The organism is Bradyrhizobium sp. MI1.7 (genome assembly GCF_055811795.1).
On the sequence record NZ_JBVVPO010000003.1, the window covers coordinates 89,515 to 110,103 of the forward strand.

Consider the following 20,589-nt stretch of genomic DNA (forward strand, 5'->3'; position numbering starts at 1 on the left):
ATCGGGGGGTCGACCTTGTCCAGTACGCCCGCAGTCGTTTCCGGCCATCACCCTGACCCTCTGCCGATTGCCATGACCATGGGCGCCCTCGGGGTTGTCTATGGCGATATCGGCACCAGCCCCCTCTACGCCCTGAAGGAAGCCGCCAAGGCGGCCGCCCATGGCGCTACGGTGACTCCCGAAGCTGTCCTGGGCGTTGCCTCGCTGATCCTCTGGGCGCTGCTGCTGATCATCTCGCTGAAATATGCGCTTCTGATCCTGCGCGCGGACAATCGCGGCGAAGGCGGCATCGTCGCGCTGCTGGCGCTATTGCATGCCCGCCACGCCCAGCCCGGCACCTGGCGCGCGCATCTCCTGGTGGTCGGCCTCGTCGGCGCTGCTCTCCTTTATGGCGACGGCGCGATCACCCCGGCGATCTCGGTGCTCTCAGCCATCGAAGGCCTCAAGGTCGATGCGCCCTCGCTCGCGCCGGTCGTCGTGCCCATCACCGTCGCCATCCTGATCGGGCTGTTCATGATCCAGAAGCAGGGCACGGGCTTCATCGGCCGCATCTTCGGGCCGGTGATGCTGGCCTGGTTCTTCGTGCTGGCCGCGCTCGGCGTCCACGGCATCGTCAAGGCCCCGGCTGTGCTCGCGGCACTGAGCCCGCTCTATGCCTTCAACTTCCTGATCCACCAGGACTTCCACATCTCCTTCGCGATCCTCGGCGCCGCCTTCCTGGCGGTGACCGGCGGTGAAGCGATGTATGCCGATATGGGCCATTTCGGCCGCTTCCCGATCCGGCTTGCCTGGTTCGCGATCTGCCTGCCCGCGCTGGTGCTGAACTACTTTGGGCAGGCCGCGCTGCTGATCACCGATCCCGCGATGATCGAGAACCCCTTCTTTCAGCTCTGCCCGGACGCCCTGCACTATCCGCTGGTCGCCTTCTCGGCGCTCGCGACCGTGATCGCCTCGCAGGCGATCATCTCCGGCGTGTTCTCGCTGACCCAGCAATCGATCCAGCTCGGCTTCCTGCCGCGCATGCAGATCCGCCACACCACGAGCCACGCGATGGGCCAGATCTACGTGCCGCTGGTGAACTGGCTGCTCGCTGCCGCAACGCTCGGCGCGGTCCTGAGCTTCGGCACCTCGGAAGCACTCGCCGGCGCCTACGGCATCGCGGTGTCGCTGCTGATGGCGATCACCACGCTGCTCGCGGCCCTGGTCGCGATCCAGTGGGGCTATTCGCCGTGGATCGTGGTCGCCGTCAACGGCTTCTTCTTCGTGATCGACGTGATCTTCTTCTCCGCCAATTCGATCAAGCTGTTCGAGGGCGGTTGGTTTCCGCTGCTGCTCGCGGCCCTCGTCGCCTTCATGATGCTGACCTGGCGCAGCGGCGTGAGGCTGGTCGAGGCGGCGCGCGCGAAGCTGCGCCAGCCCGAGGAGGACCTGATCGAGACCGCGGTCAACAAGTGCAGGGCCAGACTGCCCGGGACCGCCGTCTTCCTGGCATCCGCGCCGCGCGGCGTGCCGCTGGCGCTGACGCAATTCGTCAAGCACAACCACGTGCTGCATGAGCGCATCGTCCTCGTCACCGTGCTGATCGAGGAATCCCCGCACATCACCGATGAAGACCGCGCCGAGGTGATCGAGATCATCCCCGGTATCACCCGCGTGGTCCTGCACTACGGCTTCATGCAGAATCCGACGATCTATGCCGGCCTGACGCTCGCCTGCCGCCAGGGCAAGCTGCCCGGCATCGACCTCTCCGACATCACCTACTATGTCGGCCGCGAGACCATCATCCCGAGCGAGGACATTCCGGGCATGTGGGTCTGGCGCGAAGGCCTGTTCGCCTTCCTCCAGCGCAACGCCGAACGCTCCGCCGCGTTCTTCGGCGTGCCGACGAGGCAGGTGGTGGAGTTCGGCACCGAGCTGGAGATCTGATCGTCGTGCGGATCGCCCGTTCAGGGCAAGGCAGGCTTCGCACCACGCGTCTCGATGAGATGCCGATCACCGACAGGTAGAGCTCGTCACGCTCCGCTTACCCGGGAGTGTGCGACATTCGCGCGCACCTCAATCTTGTCTGGCCCATCACCAGACATACGCAGCAACAAATTCCAATGTTTTGTCGATCAGTTAGCTTCGCTTTTTTAGAAGTTCTAAGAATGTCTCCAATTATGACGTTTCGAGTGATTCAAAATTCGTCCAACTCGACGCTCGCAATGTCGCCATCTAACACGCGCGCGGGTGCGAAGTCGCGTGAGGTCAGAAGGATCATCCCGCCGGCGCGGCGATCGCCGGATGGGGCGCTGACATGGAATGCGATGGACACGGCCTGCGTGGTCGTGCGGACTATTTTTTAAGGAACACTTTCAAGAGCACAGCCAGCGCACTCACGCTCGGCTGCTTGCTGATGGCCGTCACGCCGGTGAACGCGCAGAACACTGGCCAATCCGGTGCATCCGCGTTGCCGCCGGTGACAGTCGACGCACCCGTTCAGCGCGCGCAACGTCCGGTCCAGGTCCGGCGCAACGCATCGGCGCGGCGCAGTGCAAGCCAGCGGTCCGCTCAACAGGCCAACCGTTCGACAGTACAGCCGGAGCCCCAAGCGCTGGTGGGAACAGCAGCACGCGTCAATGCCGGGACCAACGGATTCGTCGCAACGCGCGCCTCTGGCGCGACCAAGACGGATTCATCGATCATGTCGACGCCGGCATCGATCGCCGTCATCACTCGCGACGAAATGAATGTGCGGCAGGCGCAGAGCATCCGCGACCTCTTGCGCTACGCGCCAGGAATCTATTTCAGCAACGATACCGATTTCCGCTTTCAGAACGTCAGCGCGCGCGGCTTCAGCCTCGAAACATATCTGGACGGGCTGCGGCTCCAGGGCGGACCGTTCGGTGCGCCGCGGGTCGATCCCTATTTGCTCGAGCGCGCCGAGGTGATCACCGGGCCGGCATCAATTCTCTACGGCGCCGCATCGCCCGGCGGCATCCTCAACCTCGTCAGCAAGCGCCCGACTGAAAATCCGTTCGGAGAAGTCTCCCTGCAAACCGGCTCGTTCAACCGGATCCAGGGCGCCTTCGATGTCGGCGGCCCCGTCGACAAGGACAAGACGCTGCTCTACCGCGTCACCGGTATCGGCCTCAACGCCGACACCCAGGTCGACAATATCGGCGAGCAAAGATTTTCGATCGCGCCGGCCTGGACGTGGCGTCCGAGTATCGACACCACCATCACCTTCCTGACGAGCTACCGGCAGGACCCGAAGGGTGGTGCCTTCGCGCTCTTGCCGATCCAGGGCACGCTGGTGCCGGGGACGTTCGGGCAGATCCCGCGCAATTTCTTTGCCGGCGATCTCAACTACGAGACTCTCAAATACAAGCAGGCAACCGCCGGCTACGAGTTCGAGCATCGTTTCGACGACGTCTTCACGGTGCGCCAGAACGTACGCTACCTGCACAATGAGCTCAGCTATGTCGAGGTGCAGCCCGGCGGGTTCACGACGACGGGCGCGGGCGGCACGCTCCGGCTGGTCGACGGCCGCACGATCAACCGGAGCTACTTCTCGACCAACGAGAACCTCGACACATTCGCTGCCGACAACCAGCTCCAGGCCAAGTTCAACATGGGACCGCTGCAGCACACGGTGCTTGCCGGCCTCGACTACCAGCGGTTCGACTTCAACAATCTCGCCCGTTTCGCTGCCACCAACACGCTCGACATCCTGGCGCCGAACTACACGCAGAACATCGCCGTCCCCACGGCGCTCTTCCAGAACCTCGACCAGCACCTGTCGCAGCGCGGCCTCTACGTCCAGGACGAGGCTAGGCTCGGCCGGCTCACCGTCCTCGGCGGAGTCCGCTACGACTGGGCCGAGGGTAATACCCTGGCGCAGAACACCGGCGTTCGCGTCCTGAACGACGACCAGAAGCCAACCGGCCGCATCGGCGCGATCTACAATTTCGACAACGGCATCGCGCCCTATGTCAGCTACTCGACCTCGTTCCAGCCGACCTCGGTCGGCACGCTGCTGAACGGCCAGCCGTTCAAGCCGACCACCGGCGAGCAGTATGAAGGCGGCGTGAAGTATCAGCCGGTCGGGACCAATCTGATGTTCACTGCCGCGGTCTACGATCTCAAGCAGCAGAACGTGGCAACGGTCATCAGCGGCCCCGGCATTCCCGCCAACACCACGGCGCAGGTTGGCGAGGTCAGCTCGCGCGGGTTCGAAGGATCCGTCGTCGGCAGCCCCCTGCCCGGCCTGAGCCTGCGCGGGCAGTACTCCTATCTCGACAACCGGATCAGCTCGCCCCAGGACGTGAATTTCGGCAAGCGGCTCGCCAACGTCCCGATGCACACCGCCTCGCTCTGGGCCAACTATCTGGTGCAGGGCGGTCCCGCCACCGGCTTCGGCTTCGGCGGCGGCGTCCGTTACGTCCACGACATGTACACGACCAACGCCAACAATCTGACGGTTCCGACCATCGTGCCGGGCGTCTTCCTGCCCGCCGCCACGGTGCCGGCCAGCACGGTGTTCGATGCGGTGCTGTCCTATGATTTCGGGATGCGGTATCAGCAGTGGAAGGGCCTCAGTGCGGCGGTGAACGTCAACAACGTGTTCGACAAGACCTATGTCTCGTTATGCACGGCCGGCGGCTGCCGCTGGGCGCTGGGGCGCACGGTGCTGGCGACGCTGACCTACCGGTGGTGAGAGGATGACAGCACAGTCAGTCAAATGGTGGTCGCTGGTCCACAAATGGACCAGCCTAGTCTGCACGCTATTCCTCCTGATGCTTTGCATCACCGGGCTCCCACTGATCTTTCATGACGAGATCGACGAGCTCTTCAAGTCGGAAGCCTCGGCCCGGGAGCTCCCGGCGGATACTCCGCAGGCTCCGCTAAGCCGGCTGGTCGACGCCGCCAAGGCGCGCTATCCGCAGCGCTACCTCCAGGTGCTCGGCTGGGACGACGATCGCGCCAACGTCGTCAACGTATTCCTCTCGGCTACGCCCGAAGCTCCCCCCGGCCAACGTTTCCTGAAGCTGTCATTCGATTCCAGGACCGCGGAACTGATCGGCGAAGACACGCAGCAGGGCGGCCTGATGAGCGCCATCCGCATATTCCACCGCGACATGTTCTTGGGGTTGCCGGGTGAACTGTTTCTCGGCGTCATGGGCCTGCTGTTTGTCATCGCGATCGTTTCCGGCATCATGCTCTACGCGCCCTTCATGCGCCGGCTCAACTTCGGCACGGTGCGTCGTATCGGCGCGTCGCGGGTCAAATGGCTCGACCTGCACAATCTGATCGGCGGAGTGACTCTCATATGGCTGCTTGCCGTCGGCGTCACCGGTGTCATCAACACGATATCGTTGCCGCTGTTCTCCGCCTGGCGCGCGGAGGTGATGCCGGAGCTGATCGCGCCGCACTTGGGTAAGCCGCCGCTTGCGAAATGGGCCGACGTCGACGACGTCATGGCCGCAGCACGTCGCGCGCTCGACGGCAATACGCCGGCCAGCATCATCTTTCCGACGGTCGCACGGTTCGGGACACCACGGCACTTCATCGTCTGGACCAAGGGCACGACGCCGATCACCTCGCGCCTGTTCACGCCCGCGATGCTCGACGCCGAAACCGGGCAGCTCGTCACCGCGCGTGGCTTGCCGTGGTATCTCAGGGCGTTGCAGGTATCGCGCCCGCTTCATTTCGGGGACTACGGCAGCCTACCGCTGAAGATCATCTGGGCGCTGTTCGATCTTGCCGCCATCGTCGTGCTTGCCAGCGGCGTCTATCTCTGGCTCGGCAAGCGCAAATCGCCTCGCGCCACCACGCGCGCGCAGGACGGGCCGCCTGTCGTAGCGACATCCGGGATCCGTCCATGAAGCGCGAGCGCCACACCATGGACGAGATCTTTCGCTGGCCGCTCCTGCTCGCGGGGCTCATCCTTGTCGGGCTGGCGTCGGCGCTGTTCGGCGACGATGGCTGGGACGCGCTGTCCTGGGCAGCACTGGCAATTCCGCTGGCCGTGCTCGGCTGGAAGGCATCGCGCCGGCCGCATCTTCCAGGATCATAGGCCGGACACCGGCGCGTTGTGCCGTGCCGGACCTATCCGGTTGATTGCAACCGTCAACGGGGACGACACCTGACGGGATCGGCTCGATCTACGAACCGTTCCCGTTCTCGCCGTTCCCACTATCGGCCTCTTCCGTGATGTGCTCGACCGAGACGACGTGCTCGTCCTCGGCGGTGTCGAACACGATCACGCCTTGCGTCGAGCGGCCGGCGATGCGGATGCCTTCGACCGGGCAGCGGATCAGCTGGCCCTTGTCGGTGACCAGCATGATCTGGTCGGCGTCTTCCACCGGGAATGAGGCCACCAGATTGCCGTTGCGGTTGTTGACGCTCATGGCGACGATGCCTTTGCCGCCGCGGCCAGTGGTGCGGTACTCGTAGGACGAGGTCCGCTTGCCGTAGCCGTTGACGGAGACGGTGAGCACGACCTGCTCGGCCGCCGACATCTCGACATAGCGCTCCTGCGGGAGCTGGAAGCTGCCGGAGGTCGTCTCTTCGGCCTCGGCATCCGCCGGAGCCTCGTCGACCACGGCTTCGCCGGCCACCGCACGACGCATCTTCAAATAGGCCGAACGTTCGTCCGAGGTGGTCTCCATGTGGCGCAGGATCGCCAGCGAGATCACCTTGTCGCCCTCGGCAAGCGCAATGCCGCGCACGCCCATCGAAGTGCGGCCGGTAAACACGCGCACGTCGGGGACGGGGAAGCGGATGCACTGGCCGCCGGCGCCGGTCAGCAGCACGTCGTCGCGCTCCGTGCAGATCTGCACGTCCACGATCGCTTCATTCTCATCGAGCTTCATGGCGATGATGCCGGAGCGGCGGACGTCGACGAAGTCGGACAGCTTGTTGCGCCGGACGTTGCCGCCGGTGGTGGCGAACATCACGTCGAGGTTGCCCCAGGTCGATTCATCCTCCGGCAGCGGCATGATGGTGGTGATGCGCTCGCCCTGCTCCAGCGGCAGGATGTTGATCAGCGCCTTGCCGCGCGCGTTCGGCGCGGCCATCGGCAGGCGCCAGACCTTCTCCTTGTAGACCTGGCCGCGCGACGAGAAGAACAGCACCGGTGTGTGCGTCGACGCCACGAACAGGCGGCTGACGAAATCCTCGTCGCGGGTCTGCATGCCGGCGCGGCCCTTGCCGCCGCGGCGCTGCGCCCGGTAGGCCGACAGCGGCACGCGCTTGACGTAGCCGGCGTGGGAGACGGTGACGACCATATCCTCGCGCTGGATCAGGTCCTCGTCCTCGACCTCGCCCTCCTGCTCGATGATCACGGTGCGGCGCGGGGTCGCGAACTCGGCCTTCACCTCGGCGAGCTCGGTCTTGATGATGCCCAGCACGCGGGCGCGCGAGCGCAGGATGTCGAGATAGTCGGCGATCTCGCCGGCGAGCTTGTCGAGCTCGTCGCGGATTTCGTCGCGGCCGAGTGCGGTGAGGCGCTGAAGGCGCAGGTCGAGAATGGCCCTCGCCTGTTCCATCGACAGCCGGATCGTGCCGTCCTCGCTGATGCGGTGGCGCGGATCGTCGATCAGCGTCAGCATGTCCTCGACGTCCCGTGCCGGCCAGTCGCGCGACATCAGGGTGTCGCGGGCAGTGGTCGGGTCGGGCGAGGTCCGGATGACGCGGATCATCTCGTCGATATTGGCGACCGCGATCGCCAGACCAACCAGGATGTGGGCGCGATCGCGCGCCTTGGCGAGCAGGAACTTGGTGCGACGCGTGACGACCCGCTCGCGGAAGTCGACGAAGATCGCCAGCAGGTCCTTCAGATGCATGATCCGCGGACGGCCGCTGTCGAGCGCCACCATGTTGACGCCGAAGCTCGTCTGCAGCGGCGTGAATCGGTACAGCTGATTCAGCACCACATCCGGCACGGCGTCGCGCTTCAATTCGACGACGACGCGGTAGCCGTCGCGGTCGGATTCATCGCGCAGGTCGCCGATGCCCTCGATCTTCTTTTCCTTGACCAGCTCGGCGATGCGCTCCACCATCGTCGCCTTGTTCACCTGGTAGGGAATCTCGGTGATGATGATCGCCTCGCGCTCCTTGCGGATGGTCTCGATCGCGACCTTGCCGCGCATGACGATGGAGCCGCGGCCGAGGTGGTAGGCGGCGCGGATGCCCGCGCGTCCGAGAATGACGCCGCCGGTCGGGAAATCCGGTCCCGGAACGATGTTGATGAGTTCCTCGATGGTGAGCGCAGGATTGTCGATCAACGCGACGCAGGCGTCGATGACCTCGCCGAGATTGTGCGGCGGGATGTTGGTGGCCATGCCGACCGCGATGCCGCCCGCCCCGTTGACCAGGAGGTTCGGGAACTTGGCCGGCAGGACCGACGGCTCGGTTTCGTTGTTGTCGTAGTTCGGCTGGAAGTCGACGGTGTCCTTGTCGATGTCGGCCAGCAGAGCCAACGCCACCTTCGTCAGTCGCGCTTCGGTGTACCGATAGGCGGCCGGGGGATCGCCGTCGACCGAGCCGAAATTGCCCTGGCCGTCGATGAGCGGCACGCGCATCGAGAAGTCCTGCGCCATCCGGACCATGGCGTCGTAGATCGACTGGTCGCCATGCGGATGATATTTACCGATGACGTCACCGACCACGCGCGCCGACTTGACGTACTTCTTGTCGGGCGTGTGCCCCTGCTCGTTCATCGAGTAGAGGATGCGGCGATGAACCGGCTTCAACCCGTCGCGCGCATCAGGCAGCGCACGCGCCACGATCACGCTCATCGCGTAATCGAGGTAGGACTTCTTCATCTCCTCGTAGATGGAAACGGGACGAATGTCCGAGGGTTGCGCCGGCTGGTCGCCGGGCTTGTTGTCGTCGTCAGCCAAGGGGAAATCCGGTGAGATTTTATCTGGGAATCATATAGCGCATCGCCCCCCTGATAACCACCCTTGCGAGGTCTGGGGAAGCGGTTTTTCCGACTGTTTTTCCAGAGACTTACGAGCTCAGCACCACTGCCTCGAGCGAAGCCGGAATGAGCCGCCGGGAACCACGTCCTAGGCTCCGAAAATCACCCGGTGCATGATCCGTCCAGGCACGAGCGTGAACAGCCCGGCAATGACGAGCGCGCCGACGAACGTCATGATCATGATACGCCGGTGATCGGCGACCCGATGGGTATGCGCCCGCCACACCGCGAGCGGTAGCATCACCAGCGTGAAGATCGACAGGAGATGGATCGGGCTGAACGGCCCGACGGATCTGGTGGATCCAGAACGACGAGGCCGCCACCACCGCCATCAGCGCCACCCAGATCCAGCCGATCGTCCGGTGCGGCAGCGTTCCCTTGGGGGCAGCAAACTGGACAAGGCCGAGCACGAAGGCGGCCATGGCGGCAAAGGCGTGCAGCGGGATCGCTGGAGCGGCCTCAAGCAGCGGCGCAACGCTCATGCAGGGGTCTCTCCGATCGACGGCCAACCCATGTGAACAGGATTAACATCAAGTTAATACCATTCACATCACGCCTCGTCAAAGGCTTGAGGCAGCACATGAGGCAAGCCCGGAAAAACCGAGCCTTGCCCGTCAATTCGTAAGGAAACCTGTCGCTCTACGCGAGCAAGGTGACATCAGGGGCGAAGCGCCCCCGCTCGTCTCAGAACGGGATGTCGTCGTCCATGTCGCTGTTGCGGCCACCGCCGCCGCCGGCGGCCACAGCGCGGCGCGGCGCGCTGCTGACGGGACCGGAGGAGCCGAAATCGCCGCCCGGCTCGTCGCCGAAGCTGCCGCCTCCACCGCCGCCGCCGCGGCCGTCGAGCATCGTCAGGGTCGAGTTGAAGCCCTGGAGCACGACCTCGGTGGAGTACTTCTCGGCGCCGCTCTGGTCGGTCCATTTGCGGGTCTGGAGCGCGCCCTCGATGTAAACCTTCGCGCCCTTCTTCAGGTACTGCTCGGCGACCTTGCAGAGCCCTTCATTGAAGATCACGACGCGATGCCACTCGGTCTTTTCCTTGCGCTCGCCGCTATTCTTGTCGCGCCAGGTCTCCGAGGTGGCGATGCTCAAATTCGCGATCGGCCGCCCGTCCTGGGTGCGGCGGATTTCGGGATCCTTGCCGAGATTTCCAACCAGAATGACCTTGTTGACGCTTCCCGCCATCGCCGCTCTCCACTCCGAATGCCACTGAATTTTAGAAGGCCCGGGACGCGCCCGCGTCCTCTGCAACCTGTTGACGCGACCCTATACGCTTGCGCGGACGGATCGGCCCGTCACCCCTCCACTTATCCCCATATATAGCACCCCTGGCGGGTTCGTTCCAGATTTGTTCTTATGACACCCCTCACCTTGTTGCGTTGGCAAGACGACACCGCGCGGCACAAAGACGGCCTGCGCCAAATGGAATTTCCCCGAATTCCTGAGGACGGCGAAACAGCTTAACATTCATCAAGTTAGAAGCAGTTCAGATGCCGCCCGACTGTTGCATTCCGGAGACGGACTCCGCCTCCCGCCTAAGCTACGCTTGCCGCGGAATTAGATTCTTATAGGCGTCGCGCCTGATCAGCCGCTTCGGGGACTTCGAAAAGCGGTCAGAAACAGGGGGGACTGCAATGAATAAGATTTTGATTGGTACTATTGGTGCAATCGCGTTGGGGCTGTCGGCTCCCGCAAGCGCGGCAGATCTCGCTGCGCGTCCCTACACCAAGGCTCCGGCACCGATGATCGCGACCATCTACGACTGGAGCGGCTTCTACATCGGTATCAACGGCGGCGGCGGCACCAGCCACAAGTGCTGGGACGTCGATATCGGCGGTGGCGTTCTCGTAGGCGAAGGCTGCCACAACGCGACCGGCGGCACGGTCGGCGGCCAGGTCGGCTACCGCTGGCAGTCAGCCAACTGGGTGTTCGGCTTCGAAGGCCAGGGCAACTGGGCCGATTTCTCGGGTGACAACATCAGTGCGATCAGCGGCCTGCGCGATCGTTCGAAGATCAACGCCTTCGGCCTGATTACCGGTCAGGTCGGTTACGCCTGGAACAACGTCCTGGTCTACGTGAAGGGCGGCGGCGCCGTCGTCGGCGATCGCTACCGCAGCTTCGACGTCGCCAGCGGCCTCGAGTTCGACCGGGCCAACGAGACCCGTTGGGGCGGCACCGTGGGTGCGGGCGTCGAGTTCGGATTCGCCCCGAACTGGACCGTGGGCTTCGAGTACGACCACATCTTCCTCGGCAACCGCACCATCGGCTTCACCGGATCCGGCAATTTCGCCCCGCTCGGCGTCGCCACACGCTCCGATCGCATCAGCCAGGATGTCGATATCGGCCTCGTCCGCGTGAACTACCGCTGGGGCGGCCCCATGATCGCAAGATACTGATATCCCTCTGAGATCGCTTGGAGATCAAAGGCCGGCCTCGCGCCGGCCTTTTTGCGTGGGCAACGGGAATTATAGGTCAGTCACCGTTACGTTTTGCGATTATTGTGGCTTTTGGGAGACACAACTTGCGGCTTTGCTGATGTAAGCACGACATCAGTTGGACCACGGCGTCCGATGTCCTTCCGAACGCACGGAAGGCAAAAACAGAAACCGGGACTGGGATTAGTTTGAAAATGAAGAAGGTTTTGTTGGCTTCGGCCTGTTTGTTCGCTCTCGCTGCTCCGGCTTCGGCCGCTGATCTCGCGGCGCGCCCCTACACCAAGGCTCCGGTGGCGGTGGCCTCGGTCTACAACTGGACCGGCTTCTACCTCGGTATCGTCGGCGGCGGCGCCTGGGAAAACGGTTCCGGCGACCCGAAGATGAAGGGTGGCTTCGTCGGCGGCACCGCCGGCTACAACTGGCAGACCGGCAACGTCGTGTTCGGCGTCGAGGCTGATGGTTCCTGGGCTGACGTCAGCGCTTCGGTGACCGGCGCCACTGTTGTTCCCGGATTCGGCGTTGTGACCGCAACGGCGAGCTCGAAGACCGATGCCATGGGCACCGTGCGCGGCCGTATCGGCTACGCCGTCAATCAGGTCCTGTTCTACGGCACCGGCGGCTACGCCTGGATCGACAACAAGATCACCCTCTCCGCTCTCGGCCTGACCGCGTCGGACAGCAAGTGGCACTCCGGCTGGACCGTCGGTGCGGGCGTCGAGGCGTTCTTCGCTCCGCAGTGGTCGGTCAAGGGCGAGTACCTCTATCGCAGCCTCGGCGGCGAGACCTACTTCTCGGGCGCCCTGCCCACCGGCACGCTCAACTTCCACACCGTGCAGGTCGGCGTGAACTATCACTTCGGGGGCCCGGTGGTCGCGAAGTACTGAGCTTCGCTTCCAACGCACCGCGTTACGAAAGGCCGGCCTTGCGCCGGCCTTTTTGTTTTCGCGCGTCCAGATCCAGGCCAACCGATTCCCAACGTTTTTCGGGGAGAGCTGTGGCATCCCGGTGACACAACCTTCGGCTTCAATGGTGTAGAGCAATGACATCGATTGGGTCATTGGGTCGGCCGTTTTTCGCCGACAAAGAGAAACGAAACTGGGGAATTGAAATGAAGAAGGTTTTGCTGGCCTCGGCCAGTCTGTTCGCACTCAGCGCGTTGGCTCCCGCCTCGGCGGCCGATTTGGCGGCCCGCCCCTACACCAAGGCGCCCATTGCTGTGGCCTCGATCTACAACTGGTCCGGCTTCTATCTCGGCATCAACGGCGGCGGCGCCTCGAGCCGCAACTGCTGGGATGTCAACAACATCTTCGGCATTGCGGGTCCGGACACGGCTGAAGGCTGTCACAATGCGACAGGCGGCGTCGTCGGTGGCCAGGTCGGTTATCGCTGGCAGTCGGCCAACTGGGTGTTCGGCCTTGAAGCCCAGGGCGACTGGGCCAATCTGAAGGGCTCGAATACGAGCGTGGCGCTTGCTCCGCTGGTCAACGAGACCAAGATCGACGCGATTGGCCTGTTCACCGGCCAAGTCGGCTATGCCTGGAACAACGTGCTCTGGTACGTGAAGGGTGGCGCGGCGGTCACGCATGCCAAGTACAACGGCTCGGCGTTCGGCGTGGTCCTCGACAGCGCAAGCGAGACGCGCTGGGGCGGCGCGGTCGGCACCGGCCTCGAATTCGGCTTCGCGCCGAACTGGTCCGTTGCGGTCGAATACGACCATCTTTTCATGGGCAAGCGCAACAACTCGTTCACGATTCTCGGCATCAACGACCGCATCGACCGTATCAAGCAGGACGTCGATATGGGCACTGTTCGCGTGAACTATACGTTCGGCGGCCCGGTCGTGGCGAAGTACTAAGCGTCGCCTCCGACGTCATCGCGTTACGAAAGGCCGGCCTTGCGCCGGCCTTTTTGTTTTCGCGCGCACGGCGCGAGCGCTTGCGGACAAGTTCCATTTTTCGGCGCGCTGTGACCCTCCGGTGACAGACTGTCGCACCTCGAAGGTTGTATCGAAGATCGCAACAACTTTGCCCTTGGGGGGTCCGTCTTGAACAAGTTTATGCTTGCCGCCGCCGGCATAGTCGCGATGACCACGTCCGTTTCGGCGGCCGATCTGGCGGCGAGCCCCTACACCAAAGCTCCTGCCCCGATGATCGGCGCGGTCTACGATTGGAGCGGCTACTACATCGGCGCCAACGGTGGTGGCGGCTGGAGCCATAAGTGCTGGGACATCGTCGCCAACATCCTCGGTGCGCCGGTCACTCCCCCCGCATCGGAGGGCTGCCACACCGCGACCGGCGGCGTGGCTGGCGGCCAGGCCGGCTTTCGCTGGCAAAGCGCGTCATGGGTGTTCGGCGTGGAAGGCCAGGGCGACTGGGCTCACCTTAGCGGCTCCAATGGACCGAGCCTGGCCGCGGGCGGCGTCGGCTCGGACCGCTCGAAGATCAACGCCTTCGGTCTCGTGACCGGCCAGGTCGGCTACGCCTGGAGCAATGTGCTGTTCTACGCGAAGAGTGGTGCGATGGTTGTGAGCGACAAATACGAGGGCTTCACCACGGCCACCGGCTTCGTGTTCGACAGGGCGAATGAAACGCGCTGGGGCGGAGCGGTTGGTGCTGGCCTCGATTTCGGCGTAACGCCCAACATCGTGGTCGGCGTCGATTATGTGCACGGCTTCATGGGATCGCGCGACAACCGCTTTACGTTCAACAACGGCACGTTCTCGCGCGCCGATCGGATCCGCCAGGACGTTGACATTGCAACGGCCCGCGTCAGTTACAGGTTCGGCGGCCCCCTCATCGCCAAATACTGATCTTCGCCTCCGACGCCATCGCGTTACGAAAGGCCGGCCTTGCGCCGGCCTTTTTGTTTTCGCGCGAGGGTGCACCCAACCGTCTTGGAGTCGTGAGGCGCGCGCAAGGCGTCCGCTAATGGCTTTGGCGAGTTGGGGACGTGACATGAAGACGTGGATGCTGGCTGCGGTCAGCCTGTTCGCACTCGGTGCGGTCGCGCCGGCTACCGCCGCCGATCTCCCGATCTACAAGGCGCAGGCGGCCGCCGTTCCCGTCTATGACTGGAGCGGCATCTATGCCGGCATCAACGGCGGCGGCGGCTTGGCCCATGCCTGCTGGGGCGTGACCCGCGCGCTCGGCATCGCTGTCGATCCGGCCGTTGGCGAAGGCTGTCACAATGCGGGCGGTGGCACGGTCGGCGGACAGCTCGGTTATCGCTGGCAGAAGTCGCGTTGGGTGTTCGGCATCGAGGGCCAGGGCAACTGGGCCGACTTCAAGGGCAGCAATGTCAGCGTGGCGCTGCCGCTGTTCACCAACCAGACCAAGATCGACAGCTTCGGCCTGTTCACTGGCCAGATGGGCTACGCCGTCAACAACCTGCTCCTCTATGGCAAGGCCGGCGCCGCGGTGGCGCACGACAAGTACGACACCTTCGTCCCCGGCGTCCCGGCCGCGGTGTTCAACAGCGTCAACCAGACCCGCTGGGGCTACACCATCGGCATCGGCGTGGAATGGGGCTTTGCCGAGAACTGGTCGGTCGGCGGCGAGTACAACCATGTCTTCCTCGGCCATCACAGCGCCGACTTCGCAACGCTCGTTGGCGGCTTCGCCCCGCGCACCGACCGGATCGGCCAGGATATCGACATGGGCCTGATCCGCATCAATTACCGCTGGGGCGGCCCGGTCGTCGCCAAATACTGAGACAAAGCTTCCCACAGGAACCTCCAAGTCCTGATCATGTGCGGATTGCCCCAAATCCGCATTCAAACGCGAACGAAGGGCTGGCCTCGCGCCGGCCCTTCGCATGTTCTGGGGGCCCTGCTCCTGCCAGATGCCGCCAGCGCGCCAACAATCCGTTGACGATTCGCACACGCCACTGGAAATCCGCTCCCGTTCTTCCTACGTTCGCTGCCATACCCATCGGCGCCGATCCCGGTTCCGGGCGACGCGCGCCTTTTTTGTTGGCGCGATCGCGCACCTTTGGGATTCCTTGAGGGCAACTCGGATGGATGAAGTGATCAAGGCGAAGCGCCAACAGCAGAACGCGGGATCCAGCCTGCGCGCAATTACGATCCGTGGCGCGCGCGAGCACAACCTCAAGAATGTCGACGTCGAGATCCCCCGCGACAAGCTGGTGGTGTTCACCGGGCTGTCAGGCTCCGGCAAATCCTCGCTCGCCTTCGACACCATCTACGCCGAGGGCCAGCGCCGCTACGTCGAATCGCTGTCGGCCTATGCGCGCCAGTTCCTGGAGATGATGCAGAAGCCTGACGTCGACCAGATCGACGGCCTGTCGCCGGCGATCTCGATCGAGCAGAAGACCACGTCGAAGAACCCGCGCTCGACCGTCGGCACCGTCACCGAGATCTACGACTACATGCGCCTGCTCTGGGCGCGCGTCGGCGTGCCCTATTCGCCCGCCACGGGTCTGCCGATCGAGAGCCAGACCGTCTCGCAGATGGTCGACCGCGTGCTGGCGCTGCCCGAGGGCACCCGCCTCTATCTGCTCGCCCCCGTCGTACGCGGCCGCAAGGGCGAGTACCGGAAGGAGCTCGCCGAATGGCTCAAGAAGGGCTTTCAGCGCGTCAAGATCGACGGCACCTTCCATGAGCTGGCGGAAGCGCCCACGCTCGACAAGAAATTTCCGCACGACATCGACGTCGTGGTCGACCGCATCGTGGTGCGCGCCGACATCGGCCAGCGCCTCGCCGAAAGCTTTGAGACCGCGCTGAAGCTCGCGGAGGGCCTCGCCGTCGTCGAGTTCGCCGATGCGGCTGCAGCGGCTGCTCCCGCCGAGGAGAAGAAGAAGACCGCCAAAATTCACGACAAGAGCGGGCCCGAGCGCATCCTGTTCTCGGAAAAATTCGCTTGCCCCGTCTCCGGCTTCACGATTCCGGAGATCGAGCCGCGCCTGTTCTCGTTCAACAATCCCTACGGCGCCTGCCCGGCCTGCGGCGGCCTCGGCGTCGAGCAGCATGTCGACGAAGACCTCGTCATCCCCGACAAGGAGCTCGCCATCGGCAAGGGCGCGATCGCGCCCTGGGCCAAGTCGTCGTCGCCTTACTATATTCAGACGCTGACCGCGCTCGGCAAGCACTACAAGTTCACGCTGACCACCAAATGGAAGGATCTGCCGAAGAAGACGCAGAACGCGATCCTCCTTGGCTCGGGCGAGGACGAGATCAAGTTCTCCTACGAGGACGGCGTCCGCTCCTACGACACCAAGAAGCCGTTCGAGGGCGTCATCACCAACATCAACCGCCGCTATCGCGAGACCGAGAGCGAGTGGGCGCGCGAGGAGCTCGCAAAGTATTTCCACGACGTCCCCTGCGAGGGCTGCAAGGGTTTCCGGCTGAAGCCCGAGGCGCTCTGCGTCAAGATCGGCGGCAAGCATATCGGCGAGATCTCGGAACTGTCGGTCAGGAAGGCCGGCGAATGGTTCGAGACCGTGCCCGAGGCGCTGAACACGCAGCAGAACGAGATCGCCGGCCGCATCCTCAAGGAGATTCGCGAGCGCCTCACCTTCCTGCTCGACGTCGGCCTCAACTACCTCACTCTGTCCCGCTCCTCCGGCACGCTGTCCGGCGGCGAGAGCCAGCGCATCCGCCTCGCCTCGCAGATCGGCTCGGGACTGACGGGCGTGCTCTACGTGCTGGACGAGCCCTCGATCGGCCTGCACCAGCGCGACAACGCCCGCCTGCTCGACACGCTGAAGCGCCTGCGCGACCTCGGCAACACCGTGATCGTCGTCGAGCATGACGAGGACGCGATCCTGCTCGCCGATTACGTCCTCGACATCGGGCCCGGCGCCGGCATGCATGGCGGCAACATCGTCGCCGAAGGCACGCCCGCCGAGATCATGCGCAACCCGAAATCGCTGACCGGCAAATATCTCACCGGCGAGCTCGAGGTCGAGGTGCCGGAGCGGCGCCCGCCGAACCATCGCCGCACCATCAAGGTGGTCAACGCGCGCGGCAACAACCTCAAGAACGTCACGGCCGAGATTCCGCTCGGCCTGTTCACGGCCGTCACCGGCGTCTCCGGCGGCGGCAAGTCGACGCTGCTGATCGACACGCTCTACAAGGCCATCGCCCGCAAGCTGAACAACGCCAGCGAAGGCGCCGCCCCCCACGATCGCATCGAGGGTCTCGAGCACATCGACAAGATCATCGACATCGACCAGTCGCCGATCGGCCGCACCCCGCGCTCGAATCCCGCGACCTATACCGGCGCCTTCACGCCGATCCGCGAATGGTTCGCCGGCCTGCCCGAAGCGAAGGCGCGCGGCTATGAGCCCGGCCGCTTCTCCTTCAACGTCAAGGGCGGCCGCTGCGAGGCCTGCCAGGGCGACGGCGTCATCAAGATCGAGATGCACTTCCTGCCCGACGTCTACGTCACCTGCGACGTCTGCAAGGGCAAGCGCTACAACCGCGAGACGCTGGAGGTCCTGTTCAAGGGCAAGAGCATCGCCGACGTGCTCGACATGACCGTCGAGGAAGCGGCCGACTTCTTCAAGGCGGTCCCGCGCGTGCGCGAGACGTTCCAGACCCTGCACCGCGTCGGCCTCGACTACATCCATGTCGGTCAGCAGGCCACAACCCTGTCGGGCGGCGAAGCCCAGCGCGTCAAGCTGGCGAAGGAGCTGTCCAAGCGCGCCACCGGGCGCACGCTCTACATCCTGGACGAGCCGACCACCGGCCTGCACTTCCACGACGTCAAGAAGCTGCTGGAGGTGCTGCACGAGCTGGTCGCGCAGGGCAACACGGTCGTCGTCATCGAGCACAATCTCGAAGTCATCAAGACCGCCGACTGGGTCATCGACCTCGGCCCCGAAGGCGGCGACGGCGGCGGCGAAATCGTCGCCTGGGGCCCGCCGGAGGATATCGCGAAAGCGCCGCGGAGCTACACGGGCAAGTTCTTGGAGCCGGTGTTGAAGAAGGCGCGGAAGCCGAAGCGGAGGAGCACGAGCGAGGCGGCGGAGTAGAGTTCATTCCGCCTCGTCCGCGGGATCATCGGGGAAAGGCTGCAAGTGTCCGCGATGCCCAGCCGCACCTACATGCTCTTCCGCAAGGCAATCCTCGCCGAGCAGCAGGCAACCTGCATCTACGAGGGGCGTTATCGCGAGCTCTGCCCCCACATCATCGGCACCAACAAGATGGGTGAGGAAGCCGTCCTCGCCTGGCAATTTGGCGGCGAGAGCAGCGGACCGCTGCCGCAATGGCGATGCCTGAAGCTCGCCAATATCACCAACGCCCGCACGCGCGATGGCCCCTGGCACGAGGGCGGCTCTCACCGGACTACTCAGACCTGCGTCAGCAACATCGATCTCGACATCAATGTTCACGTGCGCAGGTTGCGGTGACGCACATGCGTCCCACGGCTGACGGGCTTGCCGGCCATGATCGCAGGGTTGATTTCAATGCGCTCGTGTCGCATGGGTGTCCTCGAATTCTTCTAAATAATAGCCGCCACGTCTCGTTTGTCAGCGAACTCGAAACCCTCCTCCATGCCCTACTCCCTCGCCATCTTTGATCTCGACGGCACGCTGGCCGACAGCTTTCCCTGGTTCCTGCGTACCATCAACGATGTCGCCGATCGCTTCGATTTTCGTCGCGTCGCGGATGACGAAATCGAAGCGCTGCGGCATGCATCGTCGCGCGAGATCCTCACCCGGCTCGAGGTACCGCTGTGGAAGCTGCCGGCGATCGCGCGGCATGCGCGGCGGCTGAAGGCGGAGGCGGCGGCGGAGATTCCGCTGTTTGCGGGCGTCGAGACGATGCTGCAGACGCTGGCCAATAACGGCGTGCAACTCGCGCTGGTGACGTCGGATAGCGAAGCCAATGCACGCGAGAAGCTTGGCGAGTCCGCCGCCCTGTTCGCGCATTTCGACTGCGCGGCATCGCTGTTCGGCAAGCCCGCGAAATTCCGCCGCGTGATCCGGCGCGCAGGCGTGGAGCCAGGCCGCGTGATCGCGATCGGCGACGAGGTCCGTGATATCGAGGCGGCGCGCGCGGTGGGGATTGCCTGCGGCGCGGTGAGTTGGGGCTACGCCGCGCCGGCGGCGCTGCGGGCGCTTGCGCCCGATCACATGTTCGCGCAGATGGATGAGATCGCAGACGTAGTCTGCCGGATTTCGCTCAAGGCCTGATCCGCAATCGGCACGCCCGGCCCAAGGAGACGGTGATGACACTCTCGGACGCAGCCCGCCTCAAACTCCTGGAGCCGCCGGTCGGCAAGGTGCGCGTGGTGCTCGACACCGACACCTACAACGAGATCGACGATCAGTTCGCGCTGGTGCAGATGCTGCTGTCGAAGGACCGGTTCGACGTCGAGGCGATCTACGCCGCGCCGTTCTTCAACACACGCGCCGACAATCCCGGCCACGGCATGGAGCTGAGCTACCAGGAAATCCTTCGCCTGCTGGAGCGCCTCGACGTCGCGCCGGACGGCCTCGTCCATCGCGGCGTCACCGACTATGTCGGCCCCGGCAAGACGGCGCAGGCGGCCCCCGCCGTCAACGACCTCGTGGCCCGGGCGCGCGCAGGCTCCCCTGACAATCCGCTCTACATCATTGCCATCGGCGCCATCAGCAATATCGCCTCGGCGCTGCTCAAGGCCCCCGACATCATCGACCGCGTGGTGGTGGTCTGGCTTGGCGGTCACGCGCTGGAATGGCCGCACACGATCGAGTTCAATCTCAAGCAGGACGTCGGCGGCGCGCAGGTGCTGTTCGACAGCGGCGTGCCGCTCGTGCTCGTGCCATGCAAGGGCGTCACCTCGCACCTTCACAGCACGGTGCCGGAGATCGAGCGCTACATCGAACCGCATGGCAGCATCGGCGCGTTCCTCGCCATGCGCTTCAAGGACTATTCGTCCGACCATCTGGGCTGGGCCAAGGAGATCTGGGACATGGCGCCGGTCGGCTGGCTTCTCAATCCCGATTGGGCGCCGAGCGTGATCATCCCGGCCCCGGTCCTCACGGATCAGATCACGTGGAGCGTCGACCGCCGGCGGCATCCGATCCGCTACGTGACCTATGTGGATCGCAACCCGATCCTGAAGGACTTTTTCCTGAAGTTGAAGGCGTTTGCCGGATCGAGATCGTAGGGTGGGTTAGCGTAGCGTAACCCACCGCTTCTTTTTCCGCAGCGACTAAAGTGGTGGGTTACGCCCACCC

The 20,589-nt window shown here is 64.3% G+C and carries 15 protein-coding genes and 1 pseudogene; 13 read left to right on the forward strand and 3 right to left on the reverse strand.

What is annotated here, in order from left to right:
* The first annotated feature begins 72 nt into the window (after positions 1 to 72).
* From AC0L3X_RS04965 to AC0L3X_RS04980, 4 genes are all read left to right on the forward strand, one after another.
* Positions 73 to 1,926 (forward strand): potassium transporter Kup, encoded by a 1,854-nt coding sequence (locus AC0L3X_RS04965; RefSeq protein ID WP_063983165.1) that lies wholly within the window; start codon positions 73 to 75, stop codon positions 1,924 to 1,926.
* A gap of 670 nt (positions 1,927 to 2,596) precedes the next feature.
* Entirely contained in the window at positions 2,597 to 4,699 is a 2,103-nt protein-coding gene (locus tag AC0L3X_RS04970) for a TonB-dependent siderophore receptor (RefSeq protein WP_354112885.1), read from the forward strand.
* A gap of 4 nt (positions 4,700 to 4,703) precedes the next feature.
* Positions 4,704 to 5,867 carry a PepSY-associated TM helix domain-containing protein gene (locus AC0L3X_RS04975; protein WP_247305440.1) on the forward strand — a complete coding sequence of 388 codons (1,164 nt, stop codon included), beginning with the start codon at positions 4,704 to 4,706 and terminating at the stop codon, positions 5,865 to 5,867.
* Positions 5,864 to 6,058 (forward strand): hypothetical protein, encoded by a 195-nt coding sequence (locus AC0L3X_RS04980; RefSeq protein ID WP_063983163.1) that lies wholly within the window; start codon positions 5,864 to 5,866, stop codon positions 6,056 to 6,058. The genes AC0L3X_RS04975 and AC0L3X_RS04980 overlap by 4 nt, the downstream gene beginning before the upstream one ends.
* Before the next feature lie 88 nt (positions 6,059 to 6,146).
* Here AC0L3X_RS04980 and gyrA read toward each other — a convergent pair whose 3' ends face one another.
* From gyrA to AC0L3X_RS04995, 3 genes and pseudogenes are all read right to left on the reverse strand, one after another.
* Positions 6,147 to 8,888 (reverse strand): DNA gyrase subunit A, encoded by a 2,742-nt coding sequence (gyrA, locus tag AC0L3X_RS04985; protein WP_473316285.1) that lies wholly within the window; start codon positions 8,886 to 8,888, stop codon positions 6,147 to 6,149.
* A 168-nt stretch (positions 8,889 to 9,056) separates the two neighbouring features.
* Positions 9,057 to 9,450, reverse strand: a pseudogene (locus AC0L3X_RS04990) (DUF2306 domain-containing protein).
* A 202-nt stretch (positions 9,451 to 9,652) separates the two neighbouring features.
* Complete coding sequence (locus tag AC0L3X_RS04995; protein WP_212451249.1) at positions 9,653 to 10,153, reverse strand: single-stranded DNA-binding protein; 501 nt, start codon at positions 10,151 to 10,153, stop codon at positions 9,653 to 9,655.
* Between the two features lie 449 nt (positions 10,154 to 10,602).
* Between AC0L3X_RS04995 and AC0L3X_RS05000 the strand changes: the two genes are divergently transcribed.
* From AC0L3X_RS05000 to AC0L3X_RS05040, 9 genes are all read left to right on the forward strand, one after another.
* Positions 10,603 to 11,364: an outer membrane protein gene (locus AC0L3X_RS05000; protein ID WP_028153431.1), complete on the forward strand. Its 762-nt coding sequence runs from the start codon at positions 10,603 to 10,605 to the stop codon at positions 11,362 to 11,364.
* 233 nt (positions 11,365 to 11,597) lie between these two features.
* Positions 11,598 to 12,287 (forward strand): outer membrane protein, encoded by a 690-nt coding sequence (locus AC0L3X_RS05005; RefSeq protein ID WP_028153430.1) that lies wholly within the window; start codon positions 11,598 to 11,600, stop codon positions 12,285 to 12,287.
* A 224-nt stretch (positions 12,288 to 12,511) separates the two neighbouring features.
* The gene (locus tag AC0L3X_RS05010) at positions 12,512 to 13,258 is read left to right on the forward strand and encodes an outer membrane protein (RefSeq protein ID WP_354131546.1); all 747 of its coding nucleotides are present in this window, start codon (positions 12,512 to 12,514) and stop codon (positions 13,256 to 13,258) included.
* Between the two features lie 189 nt (positions 13,259 to 13,447).
* The gene (locus AC0L3X_RS05015) at positions 13,448 to 14,212 is read left to right on the forward strand and encodes an outer membrane protein (protein WP_354131547.1); all 765 of its coding nucleotides are present in this window, start codon (positions 13,448 to 13,450) and stop codon (positions 14,210 to 14,212) included.
* A gap of 145 nt (positions 14,213 to 14,357) precedes the next feature.
* Positions 14,358 to 15,113: an outer membrane protein gene (locus AC0L3X_RS05020; protein ID WP_063983156.1), complete on the forward strand. Its 756-nt coding sequence runs from the start codon at positions 14,358 to 14,360 to the stop codon at positions 15,111 to 15,113.
* Between the two features lie 304 nt (positions 15,114 to 15,417).
* The gene (gene uvrA, locus AC0L3X_RS05025; protein ID WP_063983155.1) at positions 15,418 to 18,396 is read left to right on the forward strand and encodes an excinuclease ABC subunit UvrA; all 2,979 of its coding nucleotides are present in this window, start codon (positions 15,418 to 15,420) and stop codon (positions 18,394 to 18,396) included.
* Positions 18,397 to 18,441: 45 nt separating this feature from the next.
* Positions 18,442 to 18,774, forward strand: a complete 333-nt coding sequence (locus AC0L3X_RS05030; protein ID WP_187387690.1) for a hypothetical protein — start codon at positions 18,442 to 18,444, stop codon at positions 18,772 to 18,774.
* Positions 18,775 to 18,918: 144 nt separating this feature from the next.
* Positions 18,919 to 19,560, forward strand: coding sequence for an HAD-IA family hydrolase (locus AC0L3X_RS05035; RefSeq protein ID WP_063983153.1), 642 nt, complete (start codon positions 18,919 to 18,921; stop codon positions 19,558 to 19,560).
* A 35-nt stretch (positions 19,561 to 19,595) separates the two neighbouring features.
* Entirely contained in the window at positions 19,596 to 20,519 is a 924-nt protein-coding gene (locus AC0L3X_RS05040; protein WP_063983152.1) for a nucleoside hydrolase, read from the forward strand.
* Positions 20,520 to 20,589 lie beyond the last annotated feature (70 nt).

Excerpts from the sequence above, each read along its gene's own strand:
- AC0L3X_RS04965 (WP_063983165.1), top strand. The coding sequence starts at position 73 with ATGACCATGGGCGCCCTCGGGGTTGTCTATGGCGATATCGGCACCAGC.
- AC0L3X_RS04975 (WP_247305440.1), top strand. The coding sequence starts at position 4,704 with ATGACAGCACAGTCAGTCAAATGGTGGTCGCTGGTCCACAAATGGACC.
- AC0L3X_RS04980 (WP_063983163.1), top strand. The coding sequence starts at position 5,864 with ATGAAGCGCGAGCGCCACACCATGGACGAGATCTTTCGCTGGCCGCTC.
- AC0L3X_RS04995 (WP_212451249.1), bottom strand. The coding sequence starts at position 10,153 with ATGGCGGGAAGCGTCAACAAGGTCATTCTGGTTGGAAATCTCGGCAAG.
- AC0L3X_RS05000 (WP_028153431.1), top strand. The coding sequence starts at position 10,603 with ATGAATAAGATTTTGATTGGTACTATTGGTGCAATCGCGTTGGGGCTG.
- AC0L3X_RS05005 (WP_028153430.1), top strand. The coding sequence starts at position 11,598 with ATGAAGAAGGTTTTGTTGGCTTCGGCCTGTTTGTTCGCTCTCGCTGCT.
- AC0L3X_RS05010 (WP_354131546.1), top strand. The coding sequence starts at position 12,512 with ATGAAGAAGGTTTTGCTGGCCTCGGCCAGTCTGTTCGCACTCAGCGCG.
- AC0L3X_RS05020 (WP_063983156.1), top strand. The coding sequence starts at position 14,358 with ATGAAGACGTGGATGCTGGCTGCGGTCAGCCTGTTCGCACTCGGTGCG.
- uvrA (WP_063983155.1), top strand. The coding sequence starts at position 15,418 with ATGGATGAAGTGATCAAGGCGAAGCGCCAACAGCAGAACGCGGGATCC.
- AC0L3X_RS05035 (WP_063983153.1), top strand. The coding sequence starts at position 18,919 with ATGCCCTACTCCCTCGCCATCTTTGATCTCGACGGCACGCTGGCCGAC.
- AC0L3X_RS05040 (WP_063983152.1), top strand. The coding sequence starts at position 19,596 with ATGACACTCTCGGACGCAGCCCGCCTCAAACTCCTGGAGCCGCCGGTC.